This is a genomic window from Paracoccus homiensis (assembly GCF_900111675.1).
GTDB classification, from domain to species: domain Bacteria; phylum Pseudomonadota; class Alphaproteobacteria; order Rhodobacterales; family Rhodobacteraceae; genus Paracoccus; species Paracoccus homiensis.
Genome location: NZ_FOHO01000008.1, coordinates 71649 through 85458 on the forward strand (window position 1 = coordinate 71649; position 13810 = coordinate 85458).

A 13810-nucleotide genomic window follows, 5' to 3' on the forward strand; every position below is an offset into this window, starting at 1 on the left:
TCTTTCAGGTGGCATATGGGGGCAGGGCGGGAATTTCCATAGGATTGCCCCGCAGCGTCCGCCCTGCCATGTGTGGCCGATGTGCGATCTGTCCCATCTTGCAATCCCCGGTGCCGAATTTGCGGTCAGGGTCACGCCGAAGGCCCGCCGCAACGCGGTCGATGCGGCGGGGCAGGTTCTGCGGGTTCACGTCACCGCGCCACCTGACAAGGGCAAGGCCAATGATGCGGTGATCCGCCTGCTGGCGGATGCGCTGGGTGTCGCCAAATCGCGCCTGACCCTGATCCGTGGCGCGACCGCGCGGGACAAGACCTTTCGGCTGGACTAGCCGTCCTTCCGCTCGATCCGGTAATTCCCCTCGGGCAGGTTCAGGGCAAGGCGCAGTTCGGACAGCTGTTCCAGCGTGAAGGTGACGCGGACCACCTCGTCGCCATCGGGGCTCATCTGTTCGATGACGACTCGATCGTCGAAAGACAGGATCACCACATCCTCGTTCAGGGGCCGGGTCTTGGCGGGGGCTTCGTCGATCAGCGTGATGACGGTGGCGTCGAAATCGTGCTCGATGGTGAACATTGTTTTCTCCTGCTTGTTCCTGACAATTGCGTGGAAGGGCAGGGTGGGCAAGGGTCAGGGTTTGCAGCGGCAAATGACGCGCGATAAGGTGATGGCAAACGGGATCACCCCGAAGCGGGGACAGGGCAGGATGCAAGCGATCATGGCAGGGAAATCGGCACCCCGGCGGTTGGCGGCGATGGCGGTGATTGTGGCGGGGCTGCTGGCGGGCTGTGCGCCGGTTCAGACATCTGCGCCGCAGGGGCAACCCACCCAATCCAGCCGCGCCCCCAGTATGGACATCGTCACGCCCGACGATTCCGCCCGCGTTTTCGTCGCCGTCATGCGCCGGATGGAGCCCGCGGTCGAACGCGAATGCCTGCAGCGCCGCACCCAGCCGATCAATTGCGATTTCCAATTCGTCGTCGATGACCGCCCCGGACTGGAACCGAACGCCTTTCAGACGGTCGATGACAATGGCCGCCCGATTATCGGCTTTACCCTGTCGCTGATCGCGGCGACCCGCAATTCCGACGAGATCGCCTTTGTCGTCGGCCACGAAGCCGCGCATCACATCCTGAACCATCTTGACCGCAAGGCCGGCGCGGCTGCGGCGGGGGCGGTGATTCTGGGCAGCATCGCGTCGATCTATGGCGGCGACGCGGCCGCGATCGAACAGGCCCAGCAGATCGGCGCGTCGGTCGGGTCGCGGTATTATTCGAAGGACTGGGAACTTCAGGCCGATTACCTTGGGGCCATCGTGTCCCTGAATGCGGGTTTCGATCCGATGCGCGGGGCCAGGTTCTTTGAACGGCTGCCCGATCCCGGCAATCACGTCCTGGGAACGCATCCCTCGCGCGCCTCGCGTCTGGCGCAGGTGCAACGCGCCATCGAAGACGTGCGCAGCGGCAGGACACGGTAGGGGTGGCGGGCGCCAATCCCCTGCCCGGGCAGCTACGCTGGCGTCTGACGCAACTGTTTCGCAAGGTCTGGGTGCGGGTGACGGCCTTCGCCGTACTGGGCGTGCTGACCGCGCTGGCCGGGTTTGCGCTGAAAGGCTTCATTCCCAGTGATCTACCCGCCAAGATCGGCGCCGACGCGATCGAGGCGATCCTGCAGATCCTTGCCTCGTCCATGCTGGCGGTGACGACCTTTTCCCTGTCGATCCTGACGGCGGCCTATGCGGCGGCGGGCACCACCGCGACGCCGCGCGCGGTGCATCTGCTGGTTTCGGATTCGGCCAGCCAGACGGTATTGGCAACCTTTATCGGCGCGTTTCTGTTCAGCCTTGTCAGCATCATCATCCTGAAAACCGGCATCTATGGCGAATCCGGGCGGCTGGTGCTGTTTGCGGTGACGGTACTTGTGGTGCTGATCATCGTCGTGTCGCTGTTGCGCTGGATCGAGCTTCTGTCGCAACTGGGCCGCGTGGGCGACACGCTGAAACGGATCGAAGCCGCGGCCGACAGGGCGCTGGCGTTGCATCTGAAATCGCCCTGGCTGGGCGGCAATCCGATGATCGGTGCGCCCCCGGTCGATGCCCAGCCGGTCCTGTCGGACGCCAACGGGTTCCTTCAGCATTGCGACACCGCGAAACTGTCCGACATGGCGTCCGAAGCGGGGATCGAGGTCTATCTGGCGGTCCGTCCCGGCGATTTCCTGCATCTGGCCGCGCCCGCCTTTCATATCCGCCCGCAGCCCGCCGATGAAGAGGCGGCCGAAGCGTTGCGCAAACGCCTGCTCGGCACACTGACCATCGCCGCGAATCGCAGCTTCGATCAGGATCCGCGCTTCGGTCTGTCGGTGCTGTCCGAATCAGCGCAGCGCGCCTTGTCACCCGGCATCAACGACCCCGGCACCGCGAAACAGGCGGTCACGCATATTCTTCAGGTCCTGTCGCAATGGCGTACCCCGATCCAGCCACAGGTACAGTATCCGCGCCTGTTCGTGCCAACGCTTGGCGCGCATGAACTGCTGGTCGAATCGTTGCTGCCCATCGGTCGTGACGGGGCCGCGGACTATTGGGTCCATGTTGGTCTGCAACAGGCTTTGCTGGCTCTGGCGCAGATTTCGCCACAGGTTTTTTCCAAGGCTGCGGCAGATCTGTCCCGCGACCTGCTGAAATTGAGTGACGGAAATTTACTTCTGCCGGAACAAAGGACAAGCCTGAAAGACCTCTCAGCTTGGGCCCTCGATGTGGCCCAGTTCACGGCCGAGTGATGATAATGAAACACATGCCAGCTAAATATAGGCAGAAATACGCAAAAAAGTGCTGGCAAGTCGGCGGTTTTCTGCTTTAGTCACATTAACACATACATAACCTTTGAAATTTACGAACATCTCGTGCCCCGTCGGGGTCGGGCCAAAGAGGGCTGCCCATGATCGGCGTCGTAGTTTGGAGCTGCAAGGATCGGAAGAAAGCGGTGATCTGGTGCGAAGACCAGGCTTCACTTGCTTACCTGCAAGGCCCCGAAAACCTGAATCACGGCCCGGCCTGGCCGCAACCCGGCGACCTGGTCGAACTCGAAAGCGAGACGATCGGCGAATTGCGTCATGCCCGGAATGTGCAGGTGTTGTCCGAACAAGGCTGTTCCAGCCTGCCCGAGATGCTGCGCAATAGCGCCGAACCGATGGAACCGCATCTCAGGGTTGTCAGTTCGACGCCACGCCCGGTGACGAAAGGGCGCGGCGCGAACAGCTATCCGGCGGCACGTCTCGCCACCCGCTGATCCGGGGTCAGTTCCCCCGGGCCAGCGCCGCGACGCCCGTGCGGGCCAGTTCCGACAGCCCAAGAGGGCGCATCAGTTCAGCAAAGGCATCCAGCTTGGATGGCGTGCCGACCAGTTCGAAAACAAAGCTTTCCAAGGTCGAATCGACGACATTGGCGCGAAAGATCTCGGCGATTCGCAGCGCTTCGACACGCTTTTCGCCCTGACCCGCCACCTTGAACAAACCCAGTTCCCGCTCGACCGACGGACCCTCGACGGTCAGATCGTGCACATCATGGACGGGCACGATCCGACCCAACTGCGCCTTGATCTGCTCGATCACGGCGGGGGTGCCACGGGTGACGACCGTGATCCGCGACCGATGACCGGTATGGTCCACCTCGGCCACCGTCAGGCTGTCGATATTGTAGCCACGGCCCGAAAACAGCCCGATCACTCGCGCCAGAACACCCGGCTCGTTCTCGACCAGCACCGCCAGGGTGTGGCTTTCCTCGATCTCGGCATTCGGATCGCGCAGGTCATAGGCCGAATGGCTCGACATGCCCTTTTGAATATTCAACGCATTCATGCTCTGCCCCTATCTTCTGTGCAGAAATATCCCGGGGGTACGGGGGCAGCGCCCCCGTGCCGACATCTCAGACCAGAACCGCACCCTGCGATTCGATCACGCCTTGGGTTTCGGCCTCGCCAAGCAGCATTTCATTATGCGGCTTGCCCGAGGGGATCATCGGGAAGCAGTTCTCATGCTTCTCGACCAGCACATCCAGAATGAACGGGCCGTCATATTCGATCATCTGCCGGATCGCGTCGTCCAGATCCTTGGGGTCCTGAACCTGCGCCCCCTTGCAGCCAAAGGCCTCGGCCAGCTTCACGAAATCGGGCAGGCTGTCGGACCAGCTTTGGCTATAGCGTTCGCCATGCAGCAGCTGCTGCCACTGGCGCACCATGCCCAGCCGTTCATTGTTCAGGATGAACTGCTTGACCGGAAGGCGGAACTGGACCGCCGTGCCCATTTCCTGCATGTTCATCAGCCAGCTGGCATCGCCGGCAACATTGACGACCAAGGCGTCGGGATGGGCCATCTGAACACCGATGCTGGCCGGCAGACCATAGCCCATCGTGCCCAGTCCGCCTGATGTCATCCAGCGATTCGGCTGGTCAAAGCCCAGATATTGCGCAGCCCACATCTGATGCTGGCCGACTTCGGTCGTGACATAGCGGTCATGATCCTTGGTCAGCTCCTGCAGGCGCTGCATCGCATATTGCGGCTTGATGATCGAATCGCTGTTCTGGAAGAACAGGCAGTTCTTGGCCTTCCAGCCTTCGATTTTTTCCCACCACTTGCCAAGCGCGGGACCGTTCACCTTGCGTCCGCGGGATTTCCAGACCTTCAGCATGTCTTCCAGAACATGGCCGACATCGCCCATGATCGGCAGGTCGACGCGGATCACCTTGTTGATGCTGGACGGGTCGATATCGACATGCGCCTTGACCGAGTTCGGGCTGAAATCGGCCACGCGACCGGTGATCCGGTCGTCGAACCGTGCGCCCAGATTGATCATCAGGTCGCAGTCGTGCATCGCCAGATTGGCCTCGTAAAGACCGTGCATCCCCAACATGCCCAGCCAGTTCCTGCCCGAAGCAGGATAGGCGCCCAGTCCCATCAAGGTCGAGGTGACGGGGAACCCGGTCGCATCGACCAGTTCACGCAGCAATTGACTGGCTGCGGGCCCCGAATTGATGACGCCGCCGCCGGTATAGAAAATCGGGCGTTCGGCCTGTTCGATCAGCTCGACCAGTCGGGTGATCGCGTCAAGATCACCCTTGCGCGCGGGCTGATATTGCGCCGGCGCGACCTGTTTGGGGCCCAGATATTCGGCGGTGGCGAATTGCACATCCTTCGGAATGTCGATCAGCACCGGGCCCGGACGGCCCGAGGTGGCGACGTGAAATCCCTTGTGGATCGTCTCGGCCAGCTTGTTGGGATCCTTGACCAGCCAGTTATGCTTGGTGCAGGGGCGGGTGATGCCGACGGTGTCGGCCTCCTGGAAGCCATCGGTGCCGATCAGGAAGGTCGGAACCTGTCCCGACAGAACCACCAGCGGGATCGAATCCAGCAAGGCATCGGTCAGGCCGGTCACGGCATTGGTCGCCCCCGGACCCGAGGTGACCAGAACCACCCCCGGCTTGCCGGTCGCGCGGGCATAGCCCTCGGCCATGTGAACGGCACCCTGCTCGTGACGGACCAGAACATGGGTGATGTCGTTCTGTTGAAAAATCTCGTCATAGATGGGTAGTACCGCCCCGCCCGGATAGCCGAATACAGTGTCGACGCCGTGATCGCGCAGCGCTTCGACAACCATTCTTGCACCCGTCATCATTCGGGACATCTTCTTCACTCCATCAGACATAAACCGCGCGAAGGCCGCATTTCTGCGCCGCCGCGTCGGGGCAAACTATGGGCGCTTGTCAGAAGGGTCAATGGTATCCGGCGGTAAAAATGACGCTGATCCTGCCGAATTTGTAATTTTCTTTCGCGACTTCCGGTTCAGCGATCGAATTGTGGCAGGGCGATGCGGGCAACCTGCTCGACGATCGGGTCCACGGACAGGGGATGCGCCTCGTCTACATGATCGGCAGGGTCGCCGATATCCTGCCACACACCGCCCTTGTAGATTTCAAGCGCAGAGAACCGGGCCTTGTATTCCATCTTGCGGCTGCCCGGCACCCAATAGCCCAGATAGATATAGGGCAGCCCCGCGGCGCGCGCGATCTCGATATGATCAAGGATGACATAGGTGCCAAGGCTGGCGGCATGCAGCGTCGGATCATAGAAGCTGTAGACAAGGCTCAGCCCGTCATCCAGTACATCGGTCAGGCAGACGGCAGCCAGATGATCGTCGCCCTTGACCAGCTTGGCGGGATCGCGACCGTCGCAGCGATATTCGATCACCCGCGTCTTGATCGGCGTTTCCTCGACCATGGCGGCGAATTCGAAGATGTCCATATCCGCCATGCCGCCATCGGCATGCCGCTGATCCAGATAGCTGCGGAACAGATCATATTGTTCTTCGGTCGCCCAGGCGCTGGTCGCCAGCCGGCGCAGCCCGGCGTTGCGTTTCTGCAAGCGTCGCTGCGTGCGCGAGGGTTGAAAATCCGCGACCCTGATCCGCGCCGACATGCAGGCCACGCAGCTTTCACAGCTGGGGCGGTACAGCACGTTCTGGGACCGACGAAAGCCCTGCCGCGACAGCGCGTTGTTCAGCTCGGCCGCGTTTTCGCCCTGCAGCGCCGTGAACAGCTTTCGCTCGGCCCGGCCATGCAGATAGGGGCATGGCTGCGGGGCCGTCACATAGAATTGCGGCGCGTGCGGGACTGTATGGCGCATCAGCGGCGCCCCGGCAGGCAGGGGTTCGGGTCAGGGCTTCTCATACGGGCGTCTGGGCTTGAAAAATTCGCCATGCTGTGGGTTCGCAGCAAAGCCTAGCAACGAAATCATGACACGCCAAGCACCGAAAGCGGAACATGGTTTCCGCGCGCCCATGTTGCGGCAGATTGACCGTCCTTTGGCTTTGGCTAGTGTGACGCGCATGGATTTCGTTGATCGCATCACCCGCTTTCCGCTGGCTTTGGATGCCGACCGCGCTGCGTCGGTATCCGCGCTGTTTGTCGCGGCCCCTGCGCCTTTGCAGAAACTGCTGAAGGGGGCGGCGGGGACCAGCCCCTATCTGGCGGGGCTGATCCAGAAAGAGGCCGACTGGCTGTTGGATGCGCTGCCGCATGAAGATGTGGTCGCCCGTGAAACCGCAGGGTTCGAGGCGTTGGATGCCGCCGAGCTGGGCGTGGCGTTGCGCCGGGCCAAGCGGCGGGTGGCGCTGTATACGGCGCTGGCCGATCTGGGCGGGGTCTGGCCGCTTGAAAAGGTCACTGGCGCCCTGTCCGATCTGGCGGATCGTGCCGTCGATCTGGCGCTGCGGGTGCATGTCGCGCATGAGGCACGGCGCGGCAAGCTGCCTGAAACCCAGGCCGATGCGGGGGGCATCTTTGCCCTGGCGATGGGAAAGGGCGGCGCGAAGGAACTGAACTACAGTTCGGATATCGATCTGATCGTCCTGTTTGACGAAACCGCCTATGACGAGGCCGATCAGCACGAGGCCCGTGCCGCGCTGATCCGCGCGACGCGCAAGATGGCGGCGACGCTGTCTGACGTGACCGAACATGGATATGTCTTCCGCACCGATCTGCGGTTGCGGCCCGACGCCTCTGTCACCCCGGTCTGCATTTCGACCGCGGCGGCACTGGCCTATTACGAGGCCGAGGGCCGCACATGGGAACGCGCGGCTTTCATCAAGGCGCGCGCCGCCGCCGGGGATATCGCGGCGGGCCAGCGTTTCCTGCGCGAATTGCGCCCCTTCGTCTGGCGCAAGCATCTGGATTTCGCGGCCATCCAGGACGCCCATGACATGCGTCTGCGGATCCGCGACCACAAGGGGCTGGGCGGTCGCCTGGACATTCCCGGCCACAATATGAAGCTGGGGCAGGGCGGTATCCGCGAGATCGAGTTCTTTACCCAGACCCGTCAGCTGATCGCGGGCGGGCGCGACCCCGATCTGCGGTGCCGAGATACTGTGGGCGGTCTGGCTGCACTTGCCCAAAAGGGGTGGATCCCGCAAGGCGTGGCCGATCGCCTGACCGACCATTACCGCGAGCATCGCGACATCGAACATCGCATCCAGATGGTGAATGATGCGCAGACCCACTGCCTGCCGAAAGATGCCGAGGGGATTGCGACCGTCGCGGCGATGATGGGACAGGACGATGCGGACCGGTGGTCCGAGCGTCTGAAATCCCGGCTGGAAGATGTCCATGAACTGACGGAATCCTTCTTCTCGCCCACGGACGCCGCCCCCCGGCCCGACATCTCGGACGAGGCGCGGGCGATCATCGACCGGTGGCAGCACTACCCGGCGCTTCGGTCGCAACGCGCCCAGCAGGTGTTCCAGCGGATCGAACCAGAGCTTTTGTCGCGCATGTCCTGCGCCGGACAACCGGATGAGGTTCTGGCCCGGTTCGATGCGTTTCTGTCTGGCCTGCCTTCGGGCGTGCAGTTGTTTTCACTGTTCGAGGCCAACCCCCAGCTGATCGACCTGATCGTCGATATCTGCGGGACGGCGCCGGGGCTGTCGGCCTATCTGTCGCGCCATCCCGCCGTGCTGGATGCCGTGCTGGGGGGCAGTTTCTTCGCGGCATGGCCCGGCCCGCAATCCCTTCGCGACGATCTGGCAAAGCAGTTGAAGACCGCGCTGAACGCGCCGGGCGGGGGGTATGAACGTGCGTTGGACGCGGCGCGGCGGTGGGCGCATGAATGGCATTTCCGCATCGGGGTGCATCATCTGCGCGGGCTGATCGACGCGGATGAGGCCGGGGGGCAATATGCCGATCTGGCCGATGCCTGCGTGGCGGCACTGACCCCGGTGACGGTTCAGGATTTCAGCCGCCGGCATGGTCCGCCGCCGGGCCAGGGCGCGGTTGTCCTGGGCATGGGGTCCCTGGGCGCAAGACAGCTGAATGCCGGGTCGGATCTGGACCTGATCGTGATCTATGACGCGGATGGTGTCGACAGTTCCGATGGACCCAAGCCGCTGACGGCGCGGCCCTATTATGCCCGGCTGACGCAGGCGCTGATCACCGCGGTTTCGGCCCCGACTGCCGAGGGCAGGCTGTACGAGGTCGATATGCGTCTGCGGCCTTCCGGCCGTCAGGGGCCGGTGGCGACCTCGGTCCAAAGCTTTGAAAATTACCAGATGACCGAAGCCTGGACATGGGAACATCTGGCCCTGACCCGCGCGCGGGTGGTCGGTCTGGCCGGCGAGAACGCGCAGCCTCTGGCCGACCGGATCGAAGAACTGCGCCTGTCGGTGCTGAAGGATCGTGGCGGGGACCCGCGGGTGATGCCGGATCTGGCGAAGATGCGCGAACGGATCTTTGCTGCCAAGCCGGTCGATGGTGCGTGGGAGGCCAAGATCGGACCGGGTCGTTTGCAGGATATCGATCTTCTGGCGCAGTCCTGTGCCCTGCGGGCGGGCGAGCCGCAGCGCGGCACGCTTGCGCAATTGCGCTGTGGCAAACGCGCGGGCCTTCTTGGCGGGCAAGAGGCCGATCGACTGGCGTCATCCTATCGCCTGCTGTGGCGGATTCAGGGCTCGGCCCGGCTGCTGACCGAGCGCCCGCTGGATTTCGATGAGATCGGCCATGGCGGTCAGGTATTCCTGCTGCGCGAAACCAGCTGTGCGGATCTGGACGAACTGTCCAGCAGGCTGAATGCGGCCACCGAAGCCGCCGCAGCCATCATCGATACGCAATTGGGCCGCGTGGATTAACCGACTTTGGCCATGGGCGGCGCGACCACGACAGGGATCGGAGTGGCGGGGCGGGGTGCCTCGCCGCGCTGGGCCGCGATCTCGTCCAGACTGCGTCCGCCGATCTGGCCCAGAACCGGAACTTGCCGCATGTCGTCGGGCAGGATTTCGGTTTCGGCTTCGTCAAAGACGCCGTGGGCGGTCTTGTCCCAATAGAAGGGATGGCGCACGACCTCGTAGATCGCTTTCCACCCGGCCAGACAGCCAAGCGGGAAATAGACGTGCAGCGTCGGCACCCACAGCGACAGATGCCGGTGCTTGGCCCCGCGCACGGCATAAAGGCCGATGGCCAGATTCAGCGTTTCTGTCGCGATGAACAGCGCCATCAGCCCCGGCAGCACCCAACCGCCCAAAGCGCCGTCCAGCGGGGTGCGCAGAAGATGGGGCAAGCCGAAGGCCAGCAGCCAGAAGCTCCAAAGCATCGGGGCCAGCAGGTACTGGCTAAGCATCGCCAGGAACTGCACCTGAAAACCGATGAAGCGGCGCGCGCCGAGATCGCGGCACAGCCCGACCGGGTCGCGCATATGCACGCCCCAAGTCATCGCGAATCCTTTCAGCCAGCGGGATCGCTGCTTGATCCAGGGGATGACACGGCAATTCGCCTCTTCGTCGGTGGTGGTGTCGATGATCTCGGTCGTCCAGCCGCGGCGGGCCAGACGGACGCCCAGATCCGCGTCCTCGGTGACGTTCCATGCGTCCCAGGCGTGGGCATCGTCCAGCGCGGCGCGCCGGAAAAAGCAGGTGGTCCCGCCCAAGGGCACCAACAGCCCCATCCGCGCAATGCCCGGTAGCAGAACCCGAAACCACGCCGCATATTCGACGGTAAAGCAGCGCGCCAGCCAGTTGGTGCGGGGGTTGTAAAAATCCAGCGCGCCTTGCAGGCAACCGACCCGCGCATCCGCGAAATGGAAATGCCGGGCGATGCGGTGCAGCTGATCGGGGTCGGGTCGGTCCTCGGCGTCCCAGATGCCGACGATGCTGCCGCGGCAGAAGTTCAACGCATAGTTCAGCGCGCGGGGCTTGGTCTTGATCGGCCCGTCGGGAACCTCGACCACGCGCATCCATGCGGGCAGCTTCGCGCCTTTCAGCGCATCCTTGGTGACATGGTCGCTGGCCTCGATCGCCAGCAGGATGTCGGTCAGTTCGCGCGGATAGGCCAGCCGCGCCAGCCGCGCGACAAGCTTGCCCGCGACATCGCTTTCCTGAAACAGCGGCACGATGACCGAGATCACCGGCAGGGGGCCATCCATCTGCGGCGGCTGCACCTTTGCGGCGGCCAGATCGCGTCGGGTGCGGGTCTCGGCCCGGTCATGCAGCACGGTATTGGCAAGGGCCAGCAGCTTCAGCGTGCTTTGCCCGATCAGTCCCAGTGTCACGATGGCGGTCAACCCGCCCAACAGCGCCGCCGGCACGAGCCAGACCGCGATCAAGGCCAGCAGGATGACGGCGACGGCCAGTCGGCCCACCATCGATTCATTCCGCGTGCGACAGCTTTCAGCGGCGGGCACGCAGGTTTCGGCCTGACGGATCAGGGCGATGCGACGTCGCGCAAGGACCGCGCCTTGCGCCTGCGCTTCGGTGCAAAGCAGCATTCGCACGGTGCCGAATTCGACAGGCATCCGGGGGATGAGCGATGCGAATTCCTCGGGGCGGGCGGTGGCGACCCAGGTTACACCGCCGATGCGACGCCAGGGCAGGACCGAATGCGCCAGGCAGAAATCGGCTCCGGCAAGGTCGATCAGGCGCGGGTCGCCAGGCGTTGCCGCCGGATCGATGGCGGAACAGCGCCATTGACGCGACAGCGCGCGGGTCAGGGCCTCTGGCGTGATCCAGCCCTGGGCCAGAAGGATCTGACCCAGACGCGCCTCTTGCCGACCGCGCAGCACCTGCGCTTTCAGCAGATGCGAGGGATCGACGACTCCGTCCTCCAGAAGGATCTGGCCCAATGGCTGCGGATTGCGAGGTGCAAGCGCCGCACAGGCATGCCCCGCGACAGGCGCGGGGGGCGTGGGGAACAGGTCTAACGCAGCCTCGGACATGGGCGATTCCCTTTTGGAACGCCCTGTGGTGGCACGACCACGGTTAACAAGCGGTTAAACGCGGCCGTGCGCCCGATCAGTCGCGGCGATTGCGCATCGCGTCGGCAAAGCGCTGGAACAGATACAGGCTGTCCTGCGGACCCGGCGCGGCCTCGGGGTGGTACTGCACCGAGAAGACCGGTTTGCCGTCGACCCGGATGCCGCAATTGCTGCCATCGAACAGGCTGACATGGGTTTCCAGAACGCCTTCGGGCAGGCTTTGGGTATCGACGGCGAAACCGTGGTTCATCGAGGTAATCTCGACCTTGCCGGTTTCGGTGTCGCGAACGGGGTGGTTCGCGCCGTGATGGCCGTGGCCCATCTTGACGGTCTTCGCACCCAGGGCCAGCGCAAGCATCTGATGACCAAGGCAAATCCCGAAGATCGGCATGTCCTGGCGCAGCAGTTCCTGAATCATCGGCACGGCGTATTCGCCCGTCGCCGCCGGATCGCCGGGGCCATTCGACAGGAAGATGCCTTCGGGCTCATGGGCCATCACCTCTTCGGCGGTGGCGGTCGCGGGCAGTACGGTCACATCCGCGCCATGGGCGACCAGCGACCGCAGGATGTTCCGCTTTGCGCCATAGTCCAGCGCCACGACCTTGAAGGGCTTGTCCTCGGGCGAGGTGCCGAAGCCCTTGCTCCATTCCCAGGCACCCTGATCCCAGCGATAACTTTGGGCACAGCTGACATCCTTGGCCAGATCAAGCCCGACAAGGCCCTGCCAGCCGCGGGCCTTGGCAACCATGGCCTCGATGTCGAAATTGCCGTCGGGGTCATGGGCCAGCACGACATGCGGCGCCCCTTGTTGACGGATCGCGCGGGTCAGGCGGCGGGTATCGACGCCGCCGATCCCGATGCGGCCGCGCTTGGTCATCCAGTCCGACAATTCCCCCATCGCGCGCCAGTTCGACGGCTGGGTCGGATCCCAGCGCACGACGATGCCGCTGGCGACGGGATCCTGCGCCTCGTCATCCTCGGTGGTGATGCCGGTATTGCCGATATGGGGGAAGGTGAAGGTCACGATCTGGCTGGCATAAGAGGGATCGGTCATGATCTCCTGATAGCCGGTCATCGCGGTGTTGAAGACCAGTTCGGCGACGGTCTCGCCGGTGGCACCAAAGCCTCGGCCATAGAAAACGGTCCCGTCGGCAAGCGCGAGGCAGGCAGTCGGTTTTGTGGCCATGGCGGCACCCCTGTACTGAAAATCTGTCGGTGGATAGAGGGGCAGCGCGGCAAGGTCAAGTTCCCCGACGCGCGGTTTGGCTTGATTTTACACGTGGCCCGGCCTATGTCGCCAGCTTTCCTGCGCCAATCACGGCGCATCATCGGAGACTGTGATGGATCTGCGTGCCAAGCTTCAAGCCGCAACCAAGGACGCCATGAAGGCCAAGGACAGTGCGCGCGTCTCGACGCTGCGCCTGATCGGGGCTGCCATCAAGGACCGCGAGATCGCCGCGCGGACCGGCGATGGCGAAGAGGGTGCCCTCAGCGACGCCGACCTGATCGCGATCATGTCGAAAATGGTCAAGCAGCGGCAGGAATCTTCGAAAGCCTATGAAGAGGGCGGGCGGCTGGAACTGGCTGCGAAAGAGGTCGATGAAATCGGCGTCATCCAGGAGTTCCTGCCCCGCCAGCTGACCGAGGGTGAAAGCGCCGAGGCGGTCGACAAGGTCGTGTCGGATCTGGGGGCCGAAAGCATCCGCGATATGGGCCGCGTCATGGCGGAACTGCGCGCCCGCTATGCCGGGCAGATGGATTTCGCCGCGGTCGGGCCGCTGGTGAAACAGCGCCTGTTGAACTGATCGGGCCTTGGGTGCGTTGGCAGGCAGGAGGTGATCTTATGCCAGCCAGATCCAAGGCCCAGCAACGCGCGGCGGGTGCCGCCCTGTCCGCCAAACGCGGGGATACCAAGGTCGGCGACCTGCAGGGCGCGTCGCAGCAGATGTATGACAGCATGTCGGAAGACGAGCTGGAGGATTTCGCATCGACCGAACTGGACGGCTTGCCAGACAAGGTCGACGATGACTGA

The 13810-nt window shown here is 63.6% G+C and carries 13 protein-coding genes; 7 read left to right on the forward strand and 6 right to left on the reverse strand.

Annotation, left to right across the window (positions count from 1 at the left end; all coding sequences use genetic code 11):
- Positions 1 to 79 precede the first annotated feature (79 nt).
- Positions 80 to 328 carry a DUF167 domain-containing protein gene (locus BMX67_RS11985; protein WP_090735218.1) on the forward strand — a complete coding sequence of 83 codons (249 nt, stop codon included), beginning with the start codon at positions 80 to 82 and terminating at the stop codon, positions 326 to 328.
- Here the strand turns inward: BMX67_RS11985 and BMX67_RS11990 are convergent.
- On the reverse strand, positions 325 to 573 hold the full coding sequence (locus tag BMX67_RS11990; RefSeq protein WP_090735220.1) for a hypothetical protein: 249 nt from the start codon (positions 571 to 573) through the stop codon (positions 325 to 327). The two genes, BMX67_RS11985 and BMX67_RS11990, sit on opposite strands and share 4 nt — an antisense overlap.
- Positions 574 to 715: 142 nt before the next feature.
- On the opposite strand from BMX67_RS11990, the gene BMX67_RS11995 reads away from it, so the two are divergent.
- From BMX67_RS11995 to BMX67_RS12005, 3 genes are all read left to right on the forward strand, one after another.
- Positions 716 to 1474 (forward strand): M48 family metalloprotease, encoded by a 759-nt coding sequence (locus BMX67_RS11995; protein WP_090735473.1) that lies wholly within the window; start codon positions 716 to 718, stop codon positions 1472 to 1474.
- Positions 1475 to 1476: 2 nt separating this feature from the next.
- Entirely contained in the window at positions 1477 to 2772 is a 1296-nt protein-coding gene (locus BMX67_RS12000) for a DUF2254 domain-containing protein (RefSeq protein ID WP_090735222.1), read from the forward strand.
- Positions 2773 to 2930: 158 nt separating this feature from the next.
- Positions 2931 to 3281, forward strand: a complete 351-nt coding sequence (locus BMX67_RS12005; RefSeq protein WP_175479887.1) for a hypothetical protein — start codon at positions 2931 to 2933, stop codon at positions 3279 to 3281.
- Positions 3282 to 3288: 7 nt separating this feature from the next.
- Here the strand turns inward: BMX67_RS12005 and ilvN are convergent, their stop codons facing one another.
- From ilvN to BMX67_RS12020, 3 genes are all read right to left on the reverse strand, one after another.
- Positions 3289 to 3849, reverse strand: a complete 561-nt coding sequence (ilvN, locus tag BMX67_RS12010; RefSeq protein ID WP_090735225.1) for an acetolactate synthase small subunit — start codon at positions 3847 to 3849, stop codon at positions 3289 to 3291.
- 67 nt (positions 3850 to 3916) lie between these two features.
- Positions 3917 to 5671: an acetolactate synthase 3 large subunit gene (locus tag BMX67_RS12015; protein WP_175479888.1), complete on the reverse strand. Its 1755-nt coding sequence runs from the start codon at positions 5669 to 5671 to the stop codon at positions 3917 to 3919.
- 158 nt (positions 5672 to 5829) lie between these two features.
- Complete coding sequence (locus BMX67_RS12020) at positions 5830 to 6669, reverse strand: arginyltransferase (RefSeq protein ID WP_090735230.1); 840 nt, start codon at positions 6667 to 6669, stop codon at positions 5830 to 5832.
- A 202-nt stretch (positions 6670 to 6871) separates the two neighbouring features.
- On the opposite strand from BMX67_RS12020, the gene BMX67_RS12025 reads away from it, so the two are divergent.
- On the forward strand, positions 6872 to 9661 hold the full coding sequence (locus BMX67_RS12025; protein WP_090735233.1) for a [protein-PII] uridylyltransferase family protein: 2790 nt from the start codon (positions 6872 to 6874) through the stop codon (positions 9659 to 9661).
- On the opposite strand, the gene BMX67_RS12030 is transcribed toward BMX67_RS12025, so the two are convergent.
- Together BMX67_RS12030 and carA are read right to left on the reverse strand one after the other, a co-directional pair.
- Positions 9658 to 11739, reverse strand: coding sequence for a glycosyltransferase (locus BMX67_RS12030; RefSeq protein ID WP_090735236.1), 2082 nt, complete (start codon positions 11737 to 11739; stop codon positions 9658 to 9660). The genes BMX67_RS12025 and BMX67_RS12030 overlap by 4 nt on opposite strands.
- Before the next feature lie 76 nt (positions 11740 to 11815).
- Positions 11816 to 12964 (reverse strand): glutamine-hydrolyzing carbamoyl-phosphate synthase small subunit, encoded by a 1149-nt coding sequence (gene carA / locus BMX67_RS12035; protein ID WP_090735239.1) that lies wholly within the window; start codon positions 12962 to 12964, stop codon positions 11816 to 11818.
- A 154-nt stretch (positions 12965 to 13118) separates the two neighbouring features.
- Between carA and BMX67_RS12040 the strand changes: the two genes are divergently transcribed.
- Together BMX67_RS12040 and BMX67_RS12045 are read left to right on the forward strand one after the other, a co-directional pair.
- Positions 13119 to 13583 (forward strand): GatB/YqeY domain-containing protein, encoded by a 465-nt coding sequence (locus BMX67_RS12040; RefSeq protein ID WP_090735241.1) that lies wholly within the window; start codon positions 13119 to 13121, stop codon positions 13581 to 13583.
- A 38-nt stretch (positions 13584 to 13621) separates the two neighbouring features.
- Entirely contained in the window at positions 13622 to 13810 is a 189-nt protein-coding gene (locus BMX67_RS12045) for a DUF3008 family protein (protein ID WP_090735243.1), read from the forward strand.